This window comes from Streptomyces macrosporus (genome assembly GCF_039533145.1).
GTDB classification, from domain to species: domain Bacteria; phylum Actinomycetota; class Actinomycetes; order Streptomycetales; family Streptomycetaceae; genus Streptomyces; species Streptomyces macrosporus.
The window spans coordinates 41,701-66,014 of the sequence record NZ_BAAASZ010000011.1; the positions used below are offsets into that span (position 1 = coordinate 41,701).

Below are 24,314 nucleotides of genomic sequence, written 5' to 3' on the forward strand. Positions count from 1 at the left end.
TTCGATAAACTGCCAACCGATGACGCAGATCCGCCACGAGCCGGTGGCCCCGACACGGACCCAGTGGCTGGCGCCCGGCGCCGAGATAGACGCCCACCGGCACGAGGATCACCAGATCGTCTACGCCGGCCGCGGAGTGCTCGCCGTCACGACCAGCGCGGGCTCGTGGGTCGCACCGGGTACACGGGCGATCTGGGTCCCGGCCGGCACGGTGCACGCCCACCAGGCCCACGGCGAATTGGAACTGCACCTGGTGGGGCTTCCCCCCACCGAGAATCCGCTCGGGCTGGACGAGCCGACCGTGCTGACCGTGAGTCCGCTGCTGCGCGAGCTGATCGTCGCCTACACACGCACTCCGGACGACGACAGCCCCGAACGGGGACGGCTCCGGGCGGTGTTGCTCGACCAGTTGCGGGTCTCACACCGGCAGCCGCTGCACCTGCCCGCACCGACCGCACCCCAACTGAGGGCACTGTGCGACATTCTGCGTGCCGACCCGGCCGACAGCCGTACCCTCGCCGAGCTGGGCCGGGAGGTCGGAGCCAGCGACCGCACCCTGTCCCGCCTGTTCCGCAACGACCTCGGCATGACCTTCCCGCAGTGGCGCACCCAACTGCGCCTGCACCATGCCCTGGTGCTGCTGGCGGAGAACACCCCGGTGACCACCGTGGCACATCTGTGCGGCTGGTCGTCCGCCAGCGCGTTCATCGACGTTTTCCGCCGCACCTTCGGGCACACCCCGGGGGTCCACCACCTGCGCGACAGGACGGGGTGACGGCAGACCGGGGAACGGCGGGGAACGCCCGCGCGCGGACGGTTTCGACGTCCGCGACGAGGACGTGACCCGTCTCTCGCCGTTCGTGCGGCATCACGTCGACGTGCTCGGCCGGCGACCGAAGTCCTCATCCGCGCTCGCGGAGGTACGCCTCCAGCTCGGCGGCCCCGGTCAGCATCGCCCGCCCGCGGGCGGACAGCCGGCCGCGCCAGTCGCGCAGTGCGGTCTCCAGTGGCTCCAGCCCGCCGGCCGCCCGCACCTGGGCGATCAGCGGGGCGATCTGCTCCAGCAGGTAGCCGCCCCGCCTGAGCTGGTGGGCCAGCCGGGCGTCCCGTACGTCGGCCTCGTCGTAGACGCGGTACCCGGTCCGCGAGTCGCGGCGCGGGCGCACCAGCCCGGCGCGCTCCCATTTGCGCAGCGTCGCGGGCCGGATGCCGAGCTGTGCCGCCAGCGGCCCGATGAACGTGCCGCCGGGCCCGGACACCGCGGCCGGCTCGGATCCCCCACCGGGCCCGGGCGCCGTGGCGGGCTCCAGGTCGCGGAGGGCGCTCTCCACGGCCTGGAGGGTCCGGCGGTCGTCGAGGAGTTGGGCGTGGCTCTCGTCGATGAGACGGAACGCCTCCTCGGTCGCGCCCTGGTTCACGGCCCGCATGATCGACGTCGCCGTCCGGTGGCCGTGGCCGGGCACCAGGGCGAGGAACGCGCGCAGGGCTCCCGCGTGCAGCGAGGTGTAGGTGCGGTAGCCGTGGGGGGTGCGACCGGCGGCCGGAAGGATGCCGGCCTCCTCGTAGTTCCTGATCGCCTGGGTGGACAGACCGTGCCCGCGCGCCAGGTCAATCGGCCTGAGTCGCTCACTGTTTTGAAGGTTTTGCCCCATGAGGCCGACGATATCGCGGAAAAGTTTCCACCGAAGGTTCAACGATACCGTTGAAGCCATGACCACCGACATCAAGGACACCGTCCATCCCGTCGAGGCCGCCGCCGTCCTGGGGCTGCTCCCGGCCCGGCCTCGGCTGCTCGCCCTGGGCGAGCCCACCCACGGCGAGGACACCCTGCTCGACCTGCGCAACGAACTCTTCCGGCAGCTCGTCGAGCAGGAGGGCTACCGGACGATCGCGATCGAGAGCGACTGCGTGATGGGCCTGCGCGTGGACGACTACGTCACCTCGGGCACGGGCACTCTCGACGAGGTCATGGAACACGGATTCAGCCACGGCTGGGGCGCCTCCGCGGCCAACCGCGAGCTCGTGCGCTGGATGCGCGCCTACAACGACGGCCGGCCCGCGTCCGAGCGGCTCCGCTTCGCCGGTTTCGACGGCCCGCTGGAGATCACCGGTGCCGCGAGCCCCCGGCAGGCTCTCACCGCACTCCACGGCTACCTCTCGGCCCATGTGGACGCGGACCTGCTGCCCTGCACCGCGGAAACACTCGACCGCCTGCTCGGCACCGACGACCGGTGGACCAATCCCGCCGCGATGACGGACCCGTCCCAGTCCGTGGGGCAGTCGGCCGAGGCCGGGGAGTTGCGGCTGCTCGCCGACGATCTGGTGGCGCTGTTCGACACGCAGACGCCGCACCTGATCACGGCGACCTCGCGGGACGACTGGGACCGGGCGCGCCTGTACGGGCGCACCGCGACCGGACTGCTGCGCTACCACTACTGGATGGCCGACACCTCACCGGCCCGCATGACGCGGCTGGTGGGCCTGCGGGACCGGATGATGGCCCACAACCTCCTCGCCGTCGCCGAACGGGGCCCGGCACTCGTCCACGCCCACAACGGCCATCTCCAGCGGGACAAGAGCACGATGCGGATGGGCGGGATGCCGCTGGAGTGGTGGAGCGCCGGCGCGCTCGTGAGCGCCCGGCTCGGCGAGGAGTACGCCTTCGTGGCCACGGCCCTCGGCACGATCCGGCACCAGGGAGTGGACACCCCGCCGCCGGACACCGTCGAAGGACTCCTGTACGCGCTCCCGGAGGACCGCTGCGTCGTCGACGCCCCCCGGCTGGCCACCGCCCTCGGCGACACGCGGCCCGCGCCCCGCGTGTCCCCCTGGTTCGGCTACTCCCCGCTCGACCCGGCCCACCTGGCCGGATACGACGGCATCGTGTTCCTCAAGGACCTCTCGCAAAGCGAGGATCCGTCTTCGACGTGATCCTGCCCGGAGCAGGAGCGAGGCCGGGCAGACCGCGGGCAGACCGCCGCTTCACAGGAGGGGGCGGTCTCGCCGTAGCGGGTGACGATGCCGCGGAAGCTCTTCAGCCGATCGAAGCGGCGCTCCATGCGGAGTCGATCCGCACCGGCCGGCCGGCGCCGCCGACCGACCGGGGAGCGCGGACGGCACCCTGGTTCCGGTGCGCGACCGCCGCCAGGGCACCACCGCCCCGCCGCCCCTGCGGACGGTCCGCGGCAGCCGCCCGCCCTCGTCGCCGTCGATCTCCCGCACGCGTACCCGCTCGGCCATGTCCCCGGGATGGACATGTCCCCGGGGCGGAACGGTCATCTCGGCCATGGTGGAAGCGGGAAACCGCGACGGTGCGGCAGGCGCTGCCGGATGCCCTCCCGAACCTCAGTCAGGGCGGGTGATGGCGAACATGTAGCAGCCCCAGGCGATGTTGCGGCTGTGGAGCTGCACCACGTCCGGCTCGGCGAGCAGTTCGGCGATCACCTTCTCCGGGTCCTGGCCGTCGTGCACCGTGGTTGCGTCGTGGATCCGGCCGCGAGCGTCGTACGCCCGCAGCACCTGCGGCCGTCCCCGCCAGTCCGGCGGATAGCCGGCGATGTCGGCGGGGCCCGCGCAGGGTTCGGCATGAGCGAGCACGGCCCCGACCTCACGGTAAGGGCCGGCCGGCAGCGGCGGCTGGTAACCGAAGAGGAGCAGCTTGTCGCCGGGCCTGGCGTCGCGCAGGCAGCACCGGAGGGGCTCGCCTCCCTCGGCGGTGATGCGCTCGGCGCGATGGCCCAAGACGTCGACTCCACTCGCCCGTACGCTGTCCAGTGTCTCGGCGGGAAGTGCATGGATGCGGAACGCCGCGGTCGATGGCACGGTCACGGACCCAGACTCCCGGCTCCGCGCGTCTCACGCCGGCAGGTATCGGACGTCGTGTTCGGCAGCGGACGCCCGCCGGCCTGTCTCAACAGGCAAAGGATCGTCTGACGCGGCACTGGCCCGACGAGACGGCTGTCAGGCGCTGTCCCGCACCTCTCGCTGTCGACATGTCACTGACAACTTTTTGCCAGGCTTGAACACGGTCGCGCGGCAGCACTCTTTGTGTTCTTCCGGGCTGCCGCGCCGGGTGGCGGAATCCACCGCTTCCGGTGGAGGCCCGAACCGAAAGAGGGCTGCGGCCTCGCCGGTCATCTGCGGGAACCCGGTGACAGACGGTGCCGTGCCCCACCCGACCCCGCCTGTTCCACTTCCCTCTTACGCTTCGTGTGCGGTGTGCCGCCCCGAACGCGGAAACAGCGGCGAAGCATGAGGGACGAAACGCTCTCGTGGTCCAGCGGCTGCCCTGAAACGCGCTGTCGGGCGGTCTCTCGCTCTTCCTATGGTGGAGGGCGCTCGGAAGGGATCGGAACGTAGGGAGGGGCACAACAGTGAGGAAGATGATCGCGAGATTAGGGGTCGTCGTCGGCGCCCTCGTCGTCGCCACCGCCACGCCTGCTCTCGCCACCATCACTTATCCGCCCGAGGGCGGGACGTGGGACCACGGGATCACCCCCGGCACCGTGTGGTCGAACTATTACCACGGCAGCAAGTGCCACGGCTCGACCTCGGTGGGCTACTTCACGGACCGCAGCCCCGACACGGCGGCCGGCCGCTGGTCGAACAGCGCCACCCACGCGGCGGTCAGCGGTAACAAGGTGTACTACCGCATCTGCTGACTCGTGCGCCGGTCGCGGACCGGCGACCTCGCTGATTGCCGAACGCCTGTGGGGAGCGGCCTGAGCAGCCGCTCCCCACAGACGCACGGAGCTCCGTCCCCGCAGCGCCCCCGCTCTGCCGAACGCCGAGCGCTCCGACGAGGAACAGACAGGCGATGTTGCACAGAGGTGTCAAGTTCGTCCATGCCGCTGCCCTGGCCTTCGCGGCGATGCTGGCGTTCCTCGTCGTCTCGGGCCTCGACGAGAGAATGGTCCTGGGGAACCGGGCGGTGCTGTTCGTCAACGAGTCGGACGGGTCCGCGAGCGGGGAAGAGGTGGTGCGGGCGCTCACGGAGTTCGCGGCCGAACGGGGTGCCGTGATCGGGCGCGAACTGCCCGATCTGGAGGACTCGGAGGAACGCCGCCATCTGTATCTCGCAGTGGGCGACCCACGATCCGCCGCGGCTTCCTGGCTGGAGGACGGTTACCCGAACTTCGGCCGACGGACCGTCACCGAGGTCCACCCGCTGGCCGAGCTCGGCAACCGCGACCCACGGGGAATCTATTACCTCTTCGGTCCCCGTCCGGCGGACCGGGACGTCGTCGCGGAGTTCGCCTCCCTGGGGCTGAAGACCACTGTCGGCCACCCCCTGTCCTTCTCCGAGCTGCGAACCGCCTACGCGGACAGCTCCCTGCTCGATGCCTTCCTGATCACGGCCCTGGCCCTGGTGACGCTCACCGGCGCGAGTGTGCTCCTGAACGCGAAAGCGTACGGAGTGCTCAGGCTCCAGGGCGCGTCCTTGACCGAGGCGTTCCTCCGGGACCTACGGCAACTGCGCCGCTTCTGGCCGACAGCGGCAGGCGTGCTCACCGCGGTGGTGCTGACGTCGCTCGGCATCTTCAACGGCTGGGCACACCTGGGGCTTTACGCGGCCGTCGCCGCCGCTGTGGCCGTGGCGCTGGGCCTGACCGCCCTGGCGGCGCACGCCGCCGTGCTCGGGTTCACCTTCCGGACCGCTCTGCCGGCGGCGCTCAAGGGGGAAGTCCCCGCTCGGGCCGCCGTCCTGACCGCCTACGCGGTGCGGATTCCGGCGCTGCTGCTCATCGTCGGGCTCCTCGCCTCGGTCGTCGCGGCAGGCCAGGATCTTCTGGAGCGGCGGCAGGCCTGGGAGACCTACGCCCGGGTGGGGGACGCGACCGGAATCCGGATCACCGGCAGTGTGGGGATCGACGAGATCCCGGAGATGGAACGGGCGGTGGGGCGCCGACTGCATCAGGCGGACACAGAAGGGAAGATCATCGTCGCGGGGCGGCTCTGGCTGCGTGAACTCTTCGGCAAGGAGCTTCCGGGAGAGCTGCTCGTCGTGAACGAGGCCTTTCTCGCCGAACAGCCCGTCCTCGACCCCGACGGGCAGCGCCATCTGCCAGGGAACCGGCAGAGGGAGAGCGTCGGCGACGGCCCGGCACGTCTCCTCGTCCCCGAGCACCTCGCACCCCATCTGCCGATCCTGCGGCAGGGGGTGCCCGGAATCCTGAGCCCCGGGAACCCCGAACGCATCACGCAGAGCGACATCGAAACCCGGCCCATGAAGAACGGCCAGCGGATATTCGCCTATACACCCGGAGAGGAAACCAACCGCGACGGCACCCATACGGACCGCTCGTTCGTGCGCGACCCGGTCCTCCTCGTCGTCCCCAACGGGTCCGACCACCTCACCGACACCAACTACTACGCTTTCGCCACCCGCAATCAGGTGATCTTCCCTGATCCGCGGGACGTCCACGACCTCCTGCGGAGGGACGGCCGGATGCGGACGTACATCGCCGCGCTCCTCCCGGTGCAGCAGAAGGCCGCGGCCGCCATGCGCGAAGCCGCCTACGCATTCCGTCTCCAACTCCTGGAACTCGCGGCGGGACTGGCCGTACTGCTCGTCACCGCCATCGGCGTGTGCATCGTCCACGCCCGCAAGAACGCGCAGACCATCTTCGTCCGGCACCTCGGCGGCTGGTCGTTCGCGGCCACTCATCGGGTCCTCCTGGCGACGGAGGCAGCCGTCGCCGTGCTCATCCTCGCCTGGCTTCCGGTGCGGACCTGGTGGGAGAACCGGGACCTTGCCCGGTACGCGGCACAGGGCATCCCCGCCCCCCTGCCTCCCGCGGAGATCACCCGGCTGGACATGGCGGCCGCGTCCGGTCTCGCCGCCGCCACGCTCGGCGTCGTCCTCCTGGTGCTCGCTCTCTTCCACCGCCGCATCGTCACAGCGGGCAGCAGTGAGGCCTGAAGACCCCGACCGGCACGCCCCGTCACCTTCCCCGCAGGCACCAGGAGCACCGCAGTGATCGACATCGAGAATCTGTCCAAGTCCTTCGGACGGCGCACCCTGTGGTCGGGCATCGACCTCACTGTCCACAGTGGCCGGATGCTCGCCCTGACCGGCCCCAGCGGCTCGGGCAAGTCGACGCTGCTCAACTGCCTCGGACTGCTGGACGCCCCCACCTCCGGGGCCATTCGCCACCAGGGCAGGGACATCACCCGGTTGGGGCCGCGGCAGGCCCGACTGTTCCGCCGCGATGTCCTCGGCTACCTCTTCCAGCACTACGCCCTGATCGACAACGCCACCGTCGCCGCCAACCTGGAAGTCGTCGCGAAGCCGCGGCGCGGGTCGCGCCGGACCATGAGGACCGCCGTCTCCGAGGCGCTGGAGCGCGTGGGCCTCGCAGGCCGCGAGAAGGAGAAGGTCTCCCGGCTCAGCGGTGGCGAGCAGCAGCGTGTCGCGCTCGCCCGGCTCATGGTCAAACAGCCGTTGCTGGTACTCGCCGACGAACCAACCGGAGCCCTCGACCACGACAACACCGTCACCGTCGTGAAGATCCTCCGCGAGCTGAGCGACTCGGGATGTGCGGTCGTCATCGCCACCCACGACGACTACGTGCGTGAGCAGTGCGACGCTGTGTTCCCACTGATCGTTTCGGAATGATCCGCTTGCTCGTCGGCTCGGCGAACCACCGCTCGACCCGGCTCGGCCGGGACGAGCCGGTGGAGATGACGTCCTGGCCGCCACGGCGGGGGCCTGTTCGTCCGGCGCCGGACCCGCACATGTGAACGGAATTGCCGACTCGGAAGACCAGGGTGTCTTGTGGGTCAGGTCGCGTACTCTCGACTCCGTGCCCCGCCACCCGAGGAAGCCCCGCTGGCTGGTCGCCGACGGGCGCGCGTACCTGTGGACGCTCCGACACAGCCACTGCGTGCCGACCGACGGCCGGTCCGCGGACTGCCGCGAGACCCTCACGCTGTACCCGCAGCCGGCCGGCACCGGCGGCCCGCTGCGCATGGTCTTCGCCGAGGGCCCGGGCCGGTACGTCCCGGGCGGGTTCCCCATGGGCTCCGGGGACGTGGGGTACGTCCGGGGTGGCTCCCTGAACCTGCACGAACCGGGCGCCGTCCGAGCCCTGCTCGACGCGGCGTCGGCCCGCGGGTGGCAGCCGGGGGAGCGGCGGGCGGTGGAGGTCGACGGCTGGTCCCTGCTGGAGGCGGCGGCCGCCGCGCGAGCCGGGACATGGGCTGCGCGGGCCCGCGGGGAGTGACTCCGACCTCCCCTCGGAACGTGACGACAACGACGGCACGGCAGTCACCTCTCCCGCATCCCGGCTGATCGTTGCAGTGGCCCGAGAGCGGCTACGTCCTCTCGGCCTCCGCCGGCAGAACTCGTCCGGGGCGTTTGCGGTGCGGGACGGTCAGTCCGGTGTCGGGGTGCGCGCCGTCGCCCAGCACGGTCACGTTCTGGCAGTGCTCGGCCGATCCGGAGGTGCGCCAGGCCCGCGCGTCGACGATGACCTGCACGTTCGCCGAGAACCGGTCGGTCCGGCCGACGCCGCCCATCGGGGCCGGCACACTCCTCGACAATGATCAACCCCGAGACAGCCCTGAGAGGTCGGCGGAAAGGCCGGGTGGAATCGCAAGGGTCGGCTCACCCTGCCGACGGATGTGTCGGTGCCGCTTTCGAGGCCAGATTGGTCGCATGCGAATCCGTGCAGGCATCGTCACCGCAGTGGCTCTTGTCCTCTCCCTGAACCTCGGAACGGGTACGGCCGCCTCCGCCGTGCCCTCGTCCGACCCCTTATCCGCTGTGGCCCATGAGGCGGTGCGCTTCGAGCTGCCCGGGCCGACGGGGCGACAGCCGGTCGGGAGCACCGAGCTCCATCTCGTCGACCGTGACCGGCCCGACCCCTGGGTCGCCGACACGGACCGGGAGTTGATGGTCAGCGTGTGGTATCCGGCGCGTGCGACGAGCGGGTACCCCCGCCAGCCGTACATGCGGCCCGGCGTCGCGCGCTTCGCGGACGAGTCGGGCTCGTTCGGGCTGGCCCGTCCCGGCGAGGTGGACTGGGCCGCGGCGCGGACGGACGCCGCGGCCATGGCCCCGGCGGACCACCGCGGTGGACGGCCGGTCGTGCTGTACTCGCCGGGTCTGGGGGTTCCTCGCGCGTTGGGCACCTCGACGGCCGTGGAACTGGCGAGCCGTGGCTATGTGGTCGTCACCGTCGACCACACCCATGAAAGCAGTGTGGTGGAGTTCCCCGACGGGCGCGTCGAGCTTCAGAAAGAGCCGATGGCCGATACCGAGACACGCAAGAAGGCGATCGAGGCCCGGGTGCACGACACCCACTTCGTTCTCGACCAACTGGCCGTACTGCGAGCCGGCGGAAACCCCGACGCCGAAGGGCGTCGCCTTCCCCGCGGACTGGGCAAAGCGCTCGACCTGAACCGGGTCGGAATGTACGGCCACTCGGCCGGAGGCATGACCACGGCCGAAGCCATGCGCACCGACGACCGTATCGATGCGGGCATCAACATGGACGGCACACTCCAGTACACCGGCACCGAATTCCTCCCGGTGGCTCTGGAAGGGCTGGACCGCCCGTTCATGCTCATGGGCAAGGCGAATCAGACCCACCTGAACAAGCCGTCCTGGCAGTCGTTCTGGGAGCGCTCGACCGGCTGGAAACGCGACCTGAGCCTGGAGCGGGGCGGCCACTACAGCTACACCGATGTGCAGACCGTCCTGCCCGTCCTGGACGAACACCTGGACATCCCGGCGCAGACCCGTGAGCAGTACATCGGCACCGTGAACCCCGAGCGCAGCACTGCCGCCCAGCGCTCCTACATCACGGCCTTCTTCGACCAGCACCTGCGGGGACGGCCGCGGCACCTGCTGGACGGCCCCTCCCCGTCCTATCCCGAGGTGCGCTTCGTCCTCTGAAGTGTGGCGGTCTGGGCAGCGGCCGGCAGCGGCGACGCGCTGCCGGCCGCCGGAAGGGCTCGGCGCGGTCGTCGCCGGTCTCCCGTCTCTCCCGGAAGAAGACCCAGAAGGGAGAGAGGAGTTCGCACGCGTGTATCGGAGCGCTGTCGGAGCGCACCAACACGTCTCGCAGGCTGTCGCGTTACCACCAGGAGCAGGGAGTGCTCGTCTCCCGACTCTCCCCGAACGGCCACCGCTCCTACGACTTCTCCGACGGGTCACCGGAGATCATCGCCCCGAGTGCCGGCGTGACGCATGACGGAACGTGCCCGATCCCTGATCGGGGACCGCTGCCCGGGCGGACATCATTGCCCCGTACGTGCGTTGCCGCCTCGGCAACTTTGTTTGCCGTTTCAGCTGCGGCGGTCGCAGTCTGATGCCCAGCCGAAAGGACCTGGAGAATCATCAGGAGGCCACGCGATGAACACCCACGGAGGCAGCGGGTCCGCGCCGAGCACCGACGTCAAGACGCTGCCGGTCAACCGTGTCCACCACGTCCGGGCCGGTGAGTTGGACGGCTACGCAGCCGTCAGCGGCGGCACAGTCGGCTCGAAGAAGCTCTGGATGGGCCTGGTGGAGAATCCGCCGCTGAGCGCGACGGACAACCACCACCACGGCGATTCGGAGGCGGGAATTTACGTGGTCAGCGGTCACCCCGTGTACATCTACCACGACGGCACACAGGAGGTACGGATCACCGCCGGCCCTGGCGACTTCCTGTTCGTCCCCCCGTTCGTCCCGCATCGGGAGGAGAATCCCGACCCGAACGAGCCCGTGGTCGCCGTGATCGCACGGACCACACAGGAGCCGATCAAGGTCTCCCTGCCCGAGCTGTACCAACTCCAGGAGACGGAAACGCGGTAGCAAGAGAGCGCGGGACGACTGAGAGGTCATTCTCTCCCGATGTGTCATCCCGATGTTCCGCGGAATGTTGGGCGATCTCCAGGCCGACGCCCAAGACGGCGGCGTACTCCACGAGGCGCCGGCGGTGGGCGACGTCCGCGGAGGACCGCGGTCGGTCGGGGTCCTGCGAGGACCTCGACGTGGGCCGGCCGCGGTGTTCCGTCACATCGGGCGGGGCCGGTGCGTCAGGGTGATGCGACAGGCCACCGGGAGGAGAGTCATGGACGAGCGGCTGTGGCCGGCGGAACAGTTCGAGGAGAGCCGCGGTCACCTGCGGGCGGTCGCCTACCGCATGCTCGGTTCGCAGGCCGAGGCGGACGACGCCGTGCAGGAGTCCTGGTCGCGTCTGAGCCGGTCGTACGACGGAGGCATCGAGAACCTGCGGGGCTGGCTGACCACGGTGGTGGGCCGCGTGTGCCTGGACATGCTGCGGCAGCGCCGTACCCGCCGTGAGGACTCCTTCGATTCGGTCCTCCTCTCGTTGCTCTCCACCTCGGAAGAGGAAGAGAGCGATGCCCCCGAGCAGCAGGCGCTCATGGCGGACTCGGTGGCCTTGCGCTACTCGTGGTGCCGGAGGCCCTGGACCCGGCGGAGCGGCTCGCGTTCGTGCTGCACGACATGTTCGGGGTGCCCTTCGACGAGATCGCGCCGATCGTGGACCGCACCCCGGCGGCGGCCCGGCAGCTCGCCAGCCGCGCTCGGAGGCGGGTGCGCGGCGGCACCCCGACGGCGATGCCGGACCGGGACCTGAACCGGCGGCGGAGGGTCGTCGAGGCATTCCTGTCGTCGGCGTGAGGCGGCGACTTCGGCTCCGGTGGTGGTGCGGGGGCCGATGTGTTGGGTCCCGTCGATGGGGATCAGACGGACGCCGGCGGCGGTGTAGGTGTGGCAGACGGCGTCGGTGAGCTGGGTGCGGAGCCTGACCGGCTCTGCCGCCACGCCCTCTGGTGCCACGCCGGACGCACTTCCTCTGTCCGGCCCGGCGAACCTTCCCGGTCAGAGCACGGGTGAAGAGCGTGGGGCGCGGGGGCACCGGGAGAGCCGTCGCCAGATGATCCACGGCATTCTCTTCCGGCAGCGGACCGGGATCATTACCGGGGCCCGCCGACCCGATTCGGGAAGTGGAAGACCGTGCGTGACCGTCGTCGCCGCTGATCGGCGGACGGCACGTGGGAGAAGGTGCCGTGTGCCGTCCAGGCCGACGTCGACGGGTGGATCGACCGGCGCCTGGCGAGTGTGGGCTCCAGTCTGCTGTGCCCGCACTCGCCCGCCGCCGGACGGGCGGACGGGAAGGCGGGAGAAGGGGCCGCGGGCGTTACCGGTGCTGCGCGACGAGCGTCTGCAGCAGGTCGCGCAGGTTCTCCTGTTGGGCCGCGGTGAGCGGGGCCAGCGGGGAGTGGGTGTTCAACCGGGTGAGCACGTCGGTCCGGTAGCGCTCGCCGTCCGGGGTGAGCACGATCTGTTTGGCGCGCCGGTCGGTCGGATGGGGCCGGCGCTCGATGAGGCCCTGCTGTTCGAGCCGGTCGAGGACGAACGTCGCGTTGGAGGGCTCGCAGACCATCCTGTCGGCCAGTTCGCGTGCGGTGATCGGCTCGGACAGTTCCCGGAGCGCGACGACCTGCGTCGCGGTGATGCCCAACTCCTCGGCCACGGAACGCACATGGGCATCGAGCTTCTGTGTGAACCGGTGGATCAGTTTGCACACGTCACGGTCGATCCGGCCGTCCGCCGTCGGATCGGATTGCCTGGCCATGCCCTCAGTCTAGCGGGTGTACTTCGAACCATTATAGTTCTAGTCCCTATTATTAGAATTAGAAGTATGTGGGGCGGTGTCGTGCCGCTTTCCGTCTTCTCCCTCCTGCTGGTGGTCTTCGGCTTCACAACCGGCGAGTTCGTGATCGCCGGCATCCTGCCGGACGTGGCCGCCGACCTCTCCGTGTCGATCCCCGCGGCCGGTCTGCCGGCGACCGCCTACGCGTTAGGCATGGTCGTCGGAGGCCCGGTGGTCACCGTCGCGACGGCCCGGCTCGCCCGCAGACCGCTCATCGCCGGCCTGGTCGCCGTGTCCGTGGTCGCGAACCTGGCCTCGGCGGCGGCGCCCGGTTACGCCGTGCTGTTGGCGGCGCGGATCGTCGCCGGTCTGGTCGTGGCCACGTTCTTCGCCGTCGCGATCACCACCGCCGCCTCGACGGCCCCGGAGGGCAGACAAGCCTCCGCCGTGGCCAAACTGACTCTGGGAATGAACCTGGGCATGGTCCTCGGCACGCCGGCCGGCACCTTCATCGGCCAGCACCTCGGCTGGCGGGCGACCTTCCTGACCATCGCCGCGGTCAGCGCCGCCGCCCTGGCACTGGTCCTGCTGTCCGTCCCCGCCCGGCCCGCGCCCGCGTCGGGATCGGCCCTGGGAGAACTGCGCGTGCTCGCCGGTCGCGACGTCCAGCTCGCGATCGCCCTGACCGCCGTGGGCAACCTGGGCGTTGTCACCGTCTTCGTCTACATCACCCCCCTGCTCACCGACGTGAGCGGCTTCGCCGCCGGCGCGGTCCCCGTACTGCTGCTGGTCTACGGCGCCGGCGCGGTTGTCGGAAACCTCGTCGGCGGACGGCTGGCGGACAAGTCGCTGATGCCGTCGCTGATCGCTCTGCTCGCCGCGCTTGCGGGGGTCCTGGCACTGTTCTGGGCCGTCCGAGATCCGGGTGCTCGCGGCGGTCCTGGCCCTCGTCCTCGGCGTGCCGGCATTCGCGATCATCCCGGGCATGCAGATGCGCGTCATGGCCACGGCCGCTTCCGCCCCCACACTCGCCGTGGCGGTCAACGCCTCCGGATTCCAACTCGCCGCCGCCTTCGCCGGCTGGCTGGGCGGGAGGATCATCGCCGACGGACCGGGCCTGCGGTCCCTTTACCTCGTCGGCGCTCTCCTCACCATGGCCGGTCTGGCCATCGCCGTCCACTCGCTGCGCCGCGAACGCCGACCGGCCCTCCGCGCCTGACGCGGGGACACCTCGACCACCCACCCGCCGAATCCGTGCGCCGTGCAGGGAACGGCCACGGCAGAGACGGCGGGAGCCGTCTGAAGAGCAGGGTTGCCCTGATGACCGGCGGTCGCGGCATCGGAGCCGCGACCGCCCGGGCCCTGGCAGCGGAGGGGGCCGCGGTGGCGATCGGCTACGTCACGGCCGCGGACCAGGCGAGGGCCGCGGCGGCCGACGTCGGACGGCTCGACATCCTGGTCGACGACGCGGCGGTGTGGGTGACCGGCGGGGTCGACGCAGCCGTCGACCGCCGGCTCGCGGAATGGGCAGGCCGCCGCGCCTCGGACGGCTCCCGGTGGCCGCTGAACAGCAGTCACCGGGATGCGGGCGCCCATGTGTACGACGTCCGTGCCTTGCGTGGGCGAGCGCTCGGTCCGGACGGGGCCGCTCAGGAGAGCCCACGGGACGTCGTACACATGGGCGCCCGCCTGGATCCCGCCTCGGTCACCATTTCCGGTTCCCGGTCCACGGACGGTCGAGAACGGTCCGGGAGCGTGTCGACAGGTGAGTCCGGCCGACCACCGTGCGTCGGGGCGAGGGCGCCCATCCGAAACCGGAAGGGAGTCGAGCCAGCGCAGGAGGCGGGCTCCTTCGCGGGTCATGACGTCCGGGTCGGAGAGGCCCGGCTCGCGGAACCGGCGTCCGGCCCAGTCCAACAGCCGCCGGATCACCGCGCCGGCCTCCGCGTCGAGGGTCCGGTCGGCGCGCTTGTCGAGTTCGACGGCCAGGGTGCCGGTGGGGCAGCCGTAGCGGGCGGCGACGTCGCGCTGGTCGACCCATGCTTCGATAGTCACGCTGCGTACGCGACCGCAGGATGTGGACCGGAACCCGGAGCCATCGACCTGCCCGTGCCTCCGATTGCAGCACGCCGAGGCATCACTCACCGGCCCACCGGGCAGGCAAGACGTTGTTCACCGCAGAACGCCTCAGGGGGGAGCCTCCGTGTCCACAACCGGAAGGGATGCCGCGGCTTCACCGGGGCGAGGGGAGGACACCCCGCTGCGGCGTGCCATCGGTCCTCGACTGCTGATCCTGTTCGTGATCGGCGACATCCTCGGTACCGGCATCTACGCCACCACCGGTCAGGTCGCCGGCAAGATCGGCGGGGCGCTGTGGCTGCCGTTCGTCATCGGGTTCGTCGTGGCCCTCCTGACCGCGGCCTCGTACGTCGAGCTCGTCGGCAAGTATCCGAAGGCGGCCGGCGCCGCGCTCTACACCCAGAAGGCGTTCAAGGTTCCGTTCCTCACCTTCATCGTCGCCTTCATGGTCATGTGCTCGGGCCTTTCCTCGGCCAGTGCGGCGGCCCGTGCCTTCAGCGGCGACTACCTCGCCGAGTTCACGGACTTCTTCCCGCCCACCCTCGTCGCGATCCTGTTCGTCCTCGCCCTGGCGGCCCTGAACCTGCGGGGCGTGTCGGAGTCCGTGAAGACCAATGTGGTCCTCACCCTGGTCGAGCTGACCGGCCTGCTCGTCATCCTCACGATCGGCGCCTGGGCGGTCCTGACCGGTGACGGTGAACCCTCCCGGCTCGGCGAGTTCCAGGCGGAGGGCACCGGCTACGCGCTGATCACCAGCGTGCTGGGGGCGACGGCCCTCGGCTTCTTCGCCTTCGTCGGCTTCGAGGACTCCGTCAACATGGCCGAGGAGACCAAGGACCCGGTGCGTACGTTCCCGCGCGCCATCTTCACCGGCGTCGCCGTCACCGGCACCATCTACGTCCTGGTCGCCCTGGTCTCCTCCCTGCTCGTCGACTACCGCGTGCTGGAGGACTCGAGCGGCCCGCTGCTGGAGGTCGTCAAGGCCGGCGGTATCGACTTCCCGCCCAAGCTGTTCGCGCTCATCGCCCTGTTCGCCGTCACCAACTCGGCCCTGATCAACATCATGATGGCGTCCCGCCTCTGCTACGGCATGGCCAACGAACGCGTCCTGCCCCGCGGCATGGGCCGTGTCCTCCCCGGGCGCCGCACCCCGGTCGTCGGCATCGTCTTCGTCTCGCTCCTCGCCATCGGTCTGGTCTCCACCGGGGAGATCGCGGGTCTCGGCGACACCACGGCCTTCCTGCTCCTGTGTGTCTTCGCCGTCGTCAACATCGCTGTCCTCGTCCTGCGCCGCGATCGCGTCGAGCACCGGCACTTCCGCACGCCGACGGCCCTGCCGGTGCTCGGCGCGATCACCGCGCTGATCCTGGCCAGCCCGCTGTCCGACCGGCCCGCCGACGTCTACATCAGGGCGGGCGTGCTGCTGAGCATCGGAATCGGGCTGTGGGTGCTCAACAAGATGGTGCTGAAAGCACGTGGCGAGGCGTGAGCCGCACCGTCCCCCCTGGTGAGGCGGGACATCCCGATCGACCTCCTCGCCCGTTCACGAGACGAGGAGGTCAACGGATCCTGTAATCCTGTACGAGATCACCGACGCCACCGTCACCATCGTCGTCATCCACATCGGCCGGCCCCCAGCCCCGGTGCCCCACGCTCCTCCCACCGCTCCCAGGCCCGCGGCATCTCGTCGGGCAGCAGCACCCGCAGCGCGAACAGCGGATGACCACCCGCCGGCCCGACCAGGGGGGCTCCAGAGCACACGGGGGAAGGGCCCCTCGGCCTGGAGCGGCCGGCGATCGCGGACGGCGGCTGCCTCGGCACCGCCTGGTCGTGCGTACCCGGTCGAGGGCCGGTGTCGCCGTGCTATGGGGCGATCAGCCCGGCTGTCGTCTCTTTGAAGCCGCAGGCATCGAGATGGAACGGACGCAGGTGGTCCTCGAAGTCGACGTGGAGCCACGCGCACTTCGCGGCACGGGCTTCGTCGGCTGCGATCGCGACGAGCCGGGAGCCGACTCCTTTCGCCCGGCAGTGCCGAGCGACCACGGTGTCCAGGATGAGAGCACGAGTTCCGCCGTCCCAGGCAACGTTGACGAAGCCGATCAGGGAGCCGTCGTCCCAGGCGCAGACCCAACCGAGGCTGTGGCGTTCACGTTGTGCTCGTCAGTCGGTCCGAGCAACCGGGGGACCGAAGCCGTCGGCGTGCAGCGCGTCGAGGGAAGCGTTGTCGAAGTCGCCCCGCCACCCGTACTTGACCGTCACGCCCCGATCGCAAGTCCCGGCCGGCCCCGGCACCGACCCGATCACGGAGCCAGGAGACCCGCTTGCGGAGGAGGGCGAAGCCGGCGCGACCGAGCGTCCGGCGTTTGAGCGTCTTGAGTCGGTTGACGTGGCCTTCGCCCACTCCCGAGTTCCAGGTGGGTGGTCACACGGGGGTGAGGGTCCAGGTCTGGCCGAGGTCGGCCTCCCGCAGCGGCAGGAGGCCGAGCAGGGGTGGGTAGAGGCGCAGCGGGTGCAGGTCGACGGCCAGTTCGGTGCCGTCGACGGGCCCGCCGGGCAGGACGAGGTGGAAGGCTCCCTTCCGCCCCGGGGCCGGACGTAGCCGCCACGGGTGCGGCTGGGGGTGGCCGTGGACGATCTCCAAGTGGGCGGGGTCGCCGTCGTGACCGAGGTAGGTGCCGGAGGCGACGTTCTCGAGGGTGACGGCGCCGTCGTCCCGTGCCTCCACCTGCCAGTGCTGCTCCTTCTCCGCGTCGCGGGGCGGCAGGAGCACCACCTGGGTCCTGTCGTTGGGATGGCCGCCCAGCAGGGTCAGGTGGTAGGCGCCGTGAAAGCCGATGGTGTAGGTGCCGGGCGTGGCGGGTGTCATGGTCGAGGTCTCCTGGTGCGGTGCGGGGTCCGAGGCCGGCCGCACCGTGCGGGGTGGTGCCGGCCACCGTGTGTGTGCACCGCCGCGTGTGCCCGGATGCCGCCGGGCGTGGGGTTCCACTCGCGTGGGTGGCGCATCCGGCGTTCCGCCTCGCGGCCGGTCCTCGACTGCCGTGCGTGGTCGGTGCCCTGTGGGGGTGCGGGTGATGGTGGTGGTCGCCGGGCGTCTGCCGCGCGGCGTCCGGTTCGGCGTGGCGCTCACCGCGGTGTCCGCCGGGGGCGTCCGCCGGAGTGTTCGCCGTTGGCTGACCGCTGTCCGGGTGTGTGGGGGCGTGGCGGCTCGTGCTGCCAGGATGGCCGCCATGATCTCAATTTCTGTACAGGCTGTACCGAATGACGCGAATTCCTGGACCGCTCTCGCCCGGCGCTGCGAGGCGGCGGGCTTCGACGCACTGCTCGTTCCCGACCATCCGGGGGCGGTGGCCTCTCCGCTCGTCGCCCTGGCGGCCGCCGCGCCGGTCACCGAACGCATCGGTCTGGGGCCCTACGTGGCCAACGCCGGAGTGCGCGAGCCGCTGCTGCTCGCTTCCGACATCGCGACTCTGGACGTCGTCTCGGGCGGCCGGGCCCGGCTGGCGCTGGGCGCCGGACACACCCCCGCCGAGTGGGCCATGCTCGGCTCGCAGCGCCCGGACGTCGCCGGGCGCGTGCGGCGCTTCACCGCCGTGGCCGAGGCGTGCCGCGCGCTGTTGGCGGGGCAGGAGGTGACCGTCGAGGGCCCGGAGGTGTACGCCCGGGCCGCCCGGCTGGACGGTCCCCGCCCGATACAGGACCGGGTGCCGTTCACCGTCGGCGGCGGCAACTCCACCCTGCTGCGGTGGGCGGGCGAGCACGCCGATGTCGTCGGGCTGAGCGGGCTCGGCCGCACCCTGCCGGACGGGTACGGCCACGAGGTGCGGTGGCGGGACGAGGACATCGACCGGCAGGTGGAGCTGGTCGAGCGGGGCGCCGCCGGACGGGCGAGCGCGCCCGCGCGCGAGGCGTTCGTCCAGGTGGTGGAGGTCACCGACGACGCGGAGGCCGTCGCGCACCGCTTCGCCGAACTGGCCGGGTGCACCGCGCGGGACGTCCTGGCCGCGCCGTACGCCTGGATCGGCACCGAGGAGGAGATCGTCGCCTCGCTGGCCGAGTACGAGCGGCGCTGGGGCATCACGCGCTATGTGGTGCGCGAACCGGCCCTGGACGCCGCCGAGAGACTACTGGCCCGTCTCCGCGCGGACCGTGCACGGCCGTGACCCCGCCCGCACCCGTGCCGCCCGAGAGGCCCTCTCCACCGCAACCGGGGAGCAGGCCGGCCTCCCGGGTGGGCAGGCGGCACTGGTCGGCGTGTGATGGTGTGGGCGGGCCGCCCGCCCCACCGAACCCGGCGGCCCGGTCACCCTCCGGCACCTCCCCACGAGAACCGCGCCCGACTGCCTGAGCGTCCGCGCGATCGACCGGGCCGGCCGCAGCAGCACGACCACCACGTACTGGTTCCGGGCCAAGGCCGGCCGCGCGCCGGTCGCCCACCGGGCTCTCGGCGACGCCGCGGATTCCACCACCGCCGAGGTTGAGATCGGGCCCACCGCCCGCGCGGCACCGGCGTGACGTTCGGCGTCTCCGCGCCCAGAGGCACCTCGCCGGCCTCGACCGTCCGCCTCCGGTTGGACGGCAAGAGCGGGTACGCCACCACCGGCAGCGCCGTCGTGGACACAACGGACAGCTTCACCCTGGGCGTGGTCGTCCGCCTCGCCGATTCCGAACCGGCCGGTCCGGTGACCGTGCGGTTCCAGCCGGGCAAGCACACGGACGTCTTCACGGTGCGCCACGACCCGTCCGTCCACGCCTGGCAACTGGTCATGCCCCGGAAGGACAGGGCAGGCGCGCCCGAGGTCGTGGTGTCCCGGAGCGAGGCTCCGGACGGCGGTGAGGGGCCAGGCCACCGACTGGCCGTGGCGTACGACGACGCCACCGACCGGATCAAGCTCCACCTCGACGGTTGCACCAACGACGGCGCGACCGCGTCCTTCCCCGGCAGCCCGCCGAGTTCCGGCGCCTTGCGGATCGGCCGCTCCCACGTCGGCGACGGCCGGGGCGACCACCTGCACGGGGACGTCGACGAGGTACAGGCGTACGCCGTGGCCCCGCGAGCCGTGTGGAGCACGCCGACTACCGATGGGGCTGTGCGGTGTTGTACAACCGCGGGGTGAACCGAGACCTGGAAGACGCGTGAGGCCGGTAGGGCCGGTGGCCGCGGTGCTGGTCTGCGCGGTCGTTGCGGGGGGCTGCGGGCGGGCGGATTCCGAGGCGACAACGAATCCCGGGGGGAGGGCGAAGCCTGCGCCCTCGTCGTCGGCCCGGGTCTACGAGGTGCCACGGTCGCCGGCGCTGCCCTTGGACGAATTCCTCCCGATCCAGAACTTCGGCGTCGCCTCGTACCAGGAGGCCGACACCATCGCGCAAGCCGAGGACCTGCTGTTCAACTCCTGCATGGCCCGGTACGGCTTCGACGATCCGCGGGTCACGCGGGTTCTTCGCCCTCGCCGCACGAGCGGCGGTCGGAGTACGTGCGGATACCCGCGGAGCAGGCGGCGAGGTACGGGTACCTCCCACCGTCACCGGCCGGGTACTGGTCCCCTCAGGGCAAGGGCCGCAACAGGAGCGACTCGCCGGAGGAGGCCGCGGCCGCCACCGGGGACGACATGGGCATCGGCATCAAGGAGGTGAACGGCAAGCCGCTGTTGAAGGGCGGTTGCCTGGCCGAGGCCGTGCGCCGGCTGTCTCCCGGCAGCCCACCCGAAGACGCCCGGGTGCCGGACAACGGTGACGCTTCCCCGGGGGACGCCTTGAAACCGGCGAGTCCGGCGCTCCGGATCGAGTCCGAGGCGATGCACCTGACCGCGAAGGACCCTCGTCTGACCGCCGCGCTGAGCGAGTGGCGCAGGTGCATGACGAGGAGGGGGATCGACGAGAGGTTCGGCATCGGGGCGGGCGCGAACGAGTTCGGCGGCGACGAGTCGGGTGACACACACGGTGCGGGAGGCCGTCCCTCCGAGGAGGAGATTCGCGTCGCCAAGGCCGACAGCGCCTGCAACCGGCAGGCGAACGTGCAGGAGGTGTGGGTGAGCGTCGCGTCGGAACACCAGCGCAAGCTCATCGGCGCCGACCGCGCCCGGCTGGAAGCGGTACGCGAGTGGTGGAACCGGTACGCCGCCAACGCGGAAAAGGTCGTCGTCGAGCACGAGTGACCCGACCGATTCCGACGAACGGGGCCTTCGGTGAGGCACCGTCGGCTCTTCCGCCTCCGCCGCACCACCGGTGACCCCGCCGGTGCCACACGGCCGCGGCATCGGCGGGCCGGGACCGAGGAGCGTCGCGGAGGCCGGACCGGAACCGGAACCGAGGCACACGACCGGCCGGTACCGGGGAGGCACCGGCTCGGTATCCGTGGTGGTTTCCGTGGTCGGCACGGAGGCGGCCCGCATCCCGGCCGGGGGAGACTGTGATCGCGGCGTTCAGGCCGGCAGGACACAGCGGGCCGATCGGGGCCCACGACCACAGGGGTGGCCATGACCAGCACCGACAACAGCACCCACGGGGCATTCACGGCCGAGGAGCGGGCCGCGATGAAGGAGCACGCCCAGGAGCGGAAGAAGGCGGCACGCCGCGGCTCGCGCGCGGAGAAGGCGGCGGAGGCGGAGCGGGACGTGCTCGCGAAGATCGCGGAGATGCAGGACTCGGACCGGGTCATGGCCGAGCGCGTCCACGCCGTCGTCACCACCACCGCCCCGACCCTCGCACCGAGGCTCTGGTACGGGATGCCCGCCTACGCGCTGGACGGCAAGGTCGTCTGCTTCTTCCAGAGCGCGGCGAAGTTCAAGGCGCGCTACGCGACGCTGGGGTTCAACGACTCGGCGAGGCTGGACGAGGGCCCGATGTGGGCGACCGCTTTCGCCCTGACCGAGGTGACGGACGAGGTGGAGGAGCGAATCGCCGCCCTCGTGAGGCGGGCGGTGGGCTGATGGCGCGCGCCCGGGCAACGGCCGGGGGCCCGGGCCGGCGCCGCCGGCCCGCGCTGCCCGGGCGCCTTGGGCCGCCGCCACCCGACGGTCATGGGGGCCAGGCCGAGATCGGCGAGCGCCGCCGTGCCGGCGGCGGCATGGCCGTCCCCGGCGAGCAGCAGCGTGCGCGCCGACTGGTAGCGGCAGCCCGCCGCGTCGAATGCCGCCGCGGCGGCCGGCTGCCGTGTGGGGTCGCCGTCCAGCAGGGCCTCCGCCCGGAGCGCCACGTACCAGTGCAGCCAGACCCAGGAGACCCACTTCCACACCCGGTCCGGCTCGGGCGCGACGCGCTCCAGGGCCGCGTCCGCGGCCATGGCGGGGGCGTCCACCAGCTCGTGCGTGCCGGCAGGGGTGCGCGGCACCGACGTCAGGACATCGACCCGACGCCGGGCCGCCGCCGCGGCGGCGAAGGCATCGCCGGCCCAGCTCCGGGCGCCGGAGAGCGCGTCGAGGGCGGCGGACTCGGCCACCGGGTCGCCCGCCCGCCGGGCGGCCTCGACCGCCCGTTCGGCACGCGCGACCGTCTCCTGCGCGGTGTGGTCGGAGTTGCCCTGGACCGCGCCGAAGGCATCCGCGATCACTGCCGCCTCGGCCAGCGCGACGGCCGCCTCGGCCGCCGGGTCGCCGTCGCGGGCCAGCCGTTGCGCCTCGGTGAGCACGGCGGTCACCTCGTCCACGGAGGGAAGCCGCGTGAAAGTGCCGGGGAAGCGGTAGGCGACGGTGGCCGCGACCGCCAGGTCGGACGGCGTCCCCGGCCCGGCGGGCGGCCTCCGCGGTGGCACGGTGCAGGCGGAACATGTCGTCGCCGAGCCTGCGGCAACCGGCCACCCGGGCCGCGTGCCGCAGCGCCGCGGCACCATCGGTGTCACCGGCGAGCGAGGCCGCCCGTTCGAACCGTTGCCGGGCCTCGCCCAGCAGGTTGCGGGCGAAGGCCGGTTCGGCCAGGGACGAGGCGAGACGGCAGGCGCCCGCACGCCGCTCCGGCCGGTCGGCGGCCCGGGCAAGGGCGGCCCGCAGGTCCTCCGCCATCGCGTCGAACCGCACGCGCCAGTCCGCGCCCCCGGCTCCGGTGAGCTCCAGCGCGCCGGCCGGACACCAATCCGCGTGACGGCTCCGGACGACGCCTCCAGCCCGCGTCGGCAGACCTCGCGGACGTCCTCCACCCCGACATGCTGCAGGGGCACATCGTGCTCGTAGGAGACGATGTCCTCGGCGATGTGGGCCATCAGCCCGTCCAAGTCCTTCGCCGCGGTATCGGCGAATCACCGTCGGTGGATCGCCCGCACCTGCCGCTCGGCGGCGGGCGTGGCGTTCCCGGCGGAGGTGTCCGGGAACGAGTGGTGCTCGTGCGCCACGACCCAGCGACCCTGTTCCCTGCGCAGCCCGAGGGTGAGCCGCAGGCGGTTCTCCGGCTGCTCGGCCAGTTCCTGCGGTGCTCCGCACCGGAGCAAGGCGTGAGCGAAGGCGACGTCGCCGCCGACGGTGACGTCGAGGGATTCGATCTCGAACGAGGCGCCCTGCTCCTGCCAGGCGAAGAAAGGCGGCCATGTCTCGCGGTAGGCGTCGATGCCGCGCACGCCCTCGTACGGCGGCGGCACGTCGAACATCACGATGTCCTCCGCGTGATCGACCAGGACACCGTCCAGGTCGCCCTGGTGCACCGCCGCGGCCCACCGCTCGATCAAGGCCCGGATCTGCTCTTCGTCGTCGGACACGGCTCGACTCCCTGACATCTCGACGGCGTCGCTGCGCGATGCCTTCTCGGACACGCGTCCGGTTGGTCGGACCGCCGTCGGCACCAGAACTCATCGCGAACTCATCGCGGGCGGCCGAGCCATCACGGAAAGCGAGCGGCCAGAGCCGCGAGCGTGACAAGGCCGACCGGGGAGACGGCCTCGCCCACCCCGTTCTCCCGCGCTCGCCCGTACATCCCCGGTTCCTCCGGCGCGGGCGGCCCGCATCGCCTCCGAGGTCCTTGCCGCGCCGACCGGACCGGTCACCGCGGCCGAACACCGCGGACGGACCGCAGCGGCGCGCGGAAGACCGTCCCGAGCGCGGTTCCTCCCGGCGGTCCGGTCACAGACCGGGGGCGCCCCAGAGCGGGAACCAGCGACCCAGCTCCGGTTCGACGTGCAGCTCCTCCTTGAGCGCGGCCCTGACCTGGAGTTCCAGTCGGTTGTCGCGTTTCCGGCCGGGCAGCGGGGCGAAGGGGTAGAAGGTACCGCGTTTGTAGAGGTAGACCAGGGCGGCGGGACGCTGTCCGGTGGTGCGGAAAGCGACCAGCGAGCACAGCAACTGCGGGCCGAAGCCACTGTCCCGCAGAGCGGTGTTCACCGCGTGCAGGTCGTTGACCAGGGCGGGCAGGTCGTCTGGAGCGCGGCGGGAGAGCAGCCAGGAGTACCCGTAGGCGTCGCGACTGAACTCCACCGGTGTGCCATTCCGCCCGGAGTCGGCGTCCAGCAGCGCCAGTACCTCCTGCCGGACGCGCGTGAAGGCGCCACCCTCGATGGTCGCGAAGCACACCGATCCCGCCCCGGTGGGAGCGAGACCGACGGCCGCCTGGAGGGTGATCGCCGCCGAGGGCAGGCCGAACAGCCGGTCCAGATCCGGTTCGACCGGCCTGCTACGGCCGAGCAGCGCGTCCCAGAAACCCACG

At 71.5% G+C, this 24,314-nt stretch carries 20 protein-coding genes and 5 pseudogenes; 16 read left to right on the forward strand and 9 right to left on the reverse strand.

The annotated features are described in order from the left end of the window. The first annotated feature begins 19 nt into the window (after positions 1–19). Positions 20–775, forward strand: coding sequence for an AraC family transcriptional regulator (locus ABD335_RS06735; RefSeq protein WP_344321174.1), 756 nt, complete (start codon positions 20–22; stop codon positions 773–775). Between the two features lie 127 nt (positions 776–902). Here the strand turns inward: ABD335_RS06735 and ABD335_RS06740 are convergent, their stop codons facing one another. Then, positions 903–1,652, reverse strand: a complete 750-nt coding sequence (locus ABD335_RS06740; RefSeq protein WP_344321175.1) for a TioE family transcriptional regulator — start codon at positions 1,650–1,652, stop codon at positions 903–905. A 58-nt stretch (positions 1,653–1,710) separates the two neighbouring features. On the opposite strand from ABD335_RS06740, the gene ABD335_RS06745 reads away from it, so the two are divergent. Beyond that, positions 1,711–2,931, forward strand: a complete 1,221-nt coding sequence (locus ABD335_RS06745) for an erythromycin esterase family protein (RefSeq protein WP_344321176.1) — start codon at positions 1,711–1,713, stop codon at positions 2,929–2,931. A 414-nt stretch (positions 2,932–3,345) separates the two neighbouring features. Here ABD335_RS06745 and ABD335_RS06750 read toward each other — a convergent pair whose 3' ends face one another. Next, the gene (locus ABD335_RS06750; RefSeq protein WP_344321177.1) at positions 3,346–3,741 is read right to left on the reverse strand and encodes a DUF1203 domain-containing protein; all 396 of its coding nucleotides are present in this window, start codon (positions 3,739–3,741) and stop codon (positions 3,346–3,348) included. A gap of 641 nt (positions 3,742–4,382) precedes the next feature. On the opposite strand from ABD335_RS06750, the gene ABD335_RS06755 reads away from it, so the two are divergent. From ABD335_RS06755 to ABD335_RS06770, 4 genes are all read left to right on the forward strand, one after another. Beyond that, positions 4,383–4,661 carry a lactococcin 972 family bacteriocin gene (locus tag ABD335_RS06755; RefSeq protein WP_344321178.1) on the forward strand — a complete coding sequence of 93 codons (279 nt, stop codon included), beginning with the start codon at positions 4,383–4,385 and terminating at the stop codon, positions 4,659–4,661. Between the two features lie 155 nt (positions 4,662–4,816). Next, entirely contained in the window at positions 4,817–6,922 is a 2,106-nt protein-coding gene (locus ABD335_RS06760; protein WP_344321179.1) for a hypothetical protein, read from the forward strand. A 54-nt stretch (positions 6,923–6,976) separates the two neighbouring features. Then, on the forward strand, positions 6,977–7,618 hold the full coding sequence (locus ABD335_RS06765; RefSeq protein ID WP_344321180.1) for an ABC transporter ATP-binding protein: 642 nt from the start codon (positions 6,977–6,979) through the stop codon (positions 7,616–7,618). A 187-nt stretch (positions 7,619–7,805) separates the two neighbouring features. Continuing rightward, positions 7,806–8,225 carry a hypothetical protein gene (locus tag ABD335_RS06770; RefSeq protein ID WP_344321181.1) on the forward strand — a complete coding sequence of 140 codons (420 nt, stop codon included), beginning with the start codon at positions 7,806–7,808 and terminating at the stop codon, positions 8,223–8,225. A 109-nt stretch (positions 8,226–8,334) separates the two neighbouring features. Here ABD335_RS06770 and ABD335_RS06775 read toward each other — a convergent pair. Continuing rightward, positions 8,335–8,520 (reverse strand): annotated as a pseudogene (locus ABD335_RS06775) (IS5/IS1182 family transposase); the annotation flags it as partial. Positions 8,521–8,659: 139 nt separating this feature from the next. Here ABD335_RS06775 and ABD335_RS06780 point away from each other — a divergent pair. The 3 genes and pseudogenes from ABD335_RS06780 to ABD335_RS06790 all read left to right on the forward strand — a co-directional run. Continuing rightward, the gene (locus ABD335_RS06780; RefSeq protein WP_344321183.1) at positions 8,660–9,901 is read left to right on the forward strand and encodes an alpha/beta hydrolase family protein; all 1,242 of its coding nucleotides are present in this window, start codon (positions 8,660–8,662) and stop codon (positions 9,899–9,901) included. 459 nt (positions 9,902–10,360) lie between these two features. Then, positions 10,361–10,804, forward strand: a complete 444-nt coding sequence (locus ABD335_RS06785) for a cupin domain-containing protein (RefSeq protein ID WP_344321184.1) — start codon at positions 10,361–10,363, stop codon at positions 10,802–10,804. A 259-nt stretch (positions 10,805–11,063) separates the two neighbouring features. Further along, positions 11,064–11,635, forward strand: a pseudogene (locus ABD335_RS06790) (sigma-70 family RNA polymerase sigma factor); the annotation flags it as partial. A 523-nt stretch (positions 11,636–12,158) separates the two neighbouring features. On the opposite strand, the gene ABD335_RS06800 reads toward ABD335_RS06790, so the two are convergent. After that, positions 12,159–12,596 (reverse strand): MarR family winged helix-turn-helix transcriptional regulator, encoded by a 438-nt coding sequence (locus ABD335_RS06800; RefSeq protein ID WP_344321185.1) that lies wholly within the window; start codon positions 12,594–12,596, stop codon positions 12,159–12,161. Between the two features lie 66 nt (positions 12,597–12,662). On the opposite strand from ABD335_RS06800, the pseudogene ABD335_RS30735 reads away from it, so the two are divergent. Beyond that, positions 12,663–13,466: pseudogene (locus ABD335_RS30735) on the forward strand (MFS transporter); the annotation flags it as partial. A 133-nt stretch (positions 13,467–13,599) separates the two neighbouring features. Beyond that, a complete protein-coding gene (locus ABD335_RS06810) occupies positions 13,600–13,833 on the forward strand; it encodes a hypothetical protein (RefSeq protein WP_344321187.1) in 234 nt (77 codons plus the stop codon). Between the two features lie 587 nt (positions 13,834–14,420). Here the strand turns inward: ABD335_RS06810 and ABD335_RS06815 are convergent. After that, positions 14,421–14,663, reverse strand: a pseudogene (locus tag ABD335_RS06815) (TetR/AcrR family transcriptional regulator); the annotation flags it as partial. A 154-nt stretch (positions 14,664–14,817) separates the two neighbouring features. Between ABD335_RS06815 and ABD335_RS06820 the strand changes: the two are divergent. After that, the gene (locus ABD335_RS06820; protein WP_344321188.1) at positions 14,818–16,182 is read left to right on the forward strand and encodes an APC family permease; all 1,365 of its coding nucleotides are present in this window, start codon (positions 14,818–14,820) and stop codon (positions 16,180–16,182) included. A gap of 374 nt (positions 16,183–16,556) precedes the next feature. Here the strand turns inward: ABD335_RS06820 and ABD335_RS06825 are convergent. Together ABD335_RS06825 and ABD335_RS06830 are read right to left on the reverse strand one after the other, a co-directional pair. Then, a pseudogene (locus ABD335_RS06825) lies at positions 16,557–16,952 on the reverse strand (GNAT family N-acetyltransferase). Between the two features lie 163 nt (positions 16,953–17,115). After that, positions 17,116–17,559 (reverse strand): RICIN domain-containing protein, encoded by a 444-nt coding sequence (locus tag ABD335_RS06830; RefSeq protein ID WP_344321189.1) that lies wholly within the window; start codon positions 17,557–17,559, stop codon positions 17,116–17,118. A gap of 361 nt (positions 17,560–17,920) precedes the next feature. Here ABD335_RS06830 and ABD335_RS06835 point away from each other — a divergent pair, with 361 nt between their 5' ends. The 4 genes from ABD335_RS06835 to ABD335_RS06850 all read left to right on the forward strand — a co-directional run bounded on the left by ABD335_RS06835 (position 17,921) and on the right by ABD335_RS06850 (position 21,619). Continuing rightward, positions 17,921–18,853: an LLM class flavin-dependent oxidoreductase gene (locus ABD335_RS06835; RefSeq protein WP_344321190.1), complete on the forward strand. Its 933-nt coding sequence runs from the start codon at positions 17,921–17,923 to the stop codon at positions 18,851–18,853. A gap of 408 nt (positions 18,854–19,261) precedes the next feature. Continuing rightward, positions 19,262–19,807: a LamG-like jellyroll fold domain-containing protein gene (locus ABD335_RS06840; RefSeq protein ID WP_344321191.1), complete on the forward strand. Its 546-nt coding sequence runs from the start codon at positions 19,262–19,264 to the stop codon at positions 19,805–19,807. Positions 19,808–20,164: 357 nt separating this feature from the next. Continuing rightward, the gene (locus tag ABD335_RS06845) at positions 20,165–20,845 is read left to right on the forward strand and encodes a hypothetical protein (RefSeq protein WP_344321192.1); all 681 of its coding nucleotides are present in this window, start codon (positions 20,165–20,167) and stop codon (positions 20,843–20,845) included. A gap of 321 nt (positions 20,846–21,166) precedes the next feature. Next, positions 21,167–21,619: an iron chaperone gene (locus ABD335_RS06850; RefSeq protein ID WP_344321193.1), complete on the forward strand. Its 453-nt coding sequence runs from the start codon at positions 21,167–21,169 to the stop codon at positions 21,617–21,619. A gap of 1,301 nt (positions 21,620–22,920) precedes the next feature. Here the strand turns inward: ABD335_RS06850 and ABD335_RS06855 are convergent. Together ABD335_RS06855 and pspAB are read right to left on the reverse strand one after the other, a co-directional pair. Next, complete coding sequence (locus tag ABD335_RS06855) at positions 22,921–23,373, reverse strand: YybH family protein (protein ID WP_344321194.1); 453 nt, start codon at positions 23,371–23,373, stop codon at positions 22,921–22,923. A 361-nt stretch (positions 23,374–23,734) separates the two neighbouring features. Beyond that, on the reverse strand, positions 23,735–24,313 hold the full coding sequence (gene pspAB, locus ABD335_RS06860; RefSeq protein ID WP_344321195.1) for a PspA-associated protein PspAB: 579 nt from the start codon (positions 24,311–24,313) through the stop codon (positions 23,735–23,737). Position 24,314: the final 1 nt, after the last annotated feature.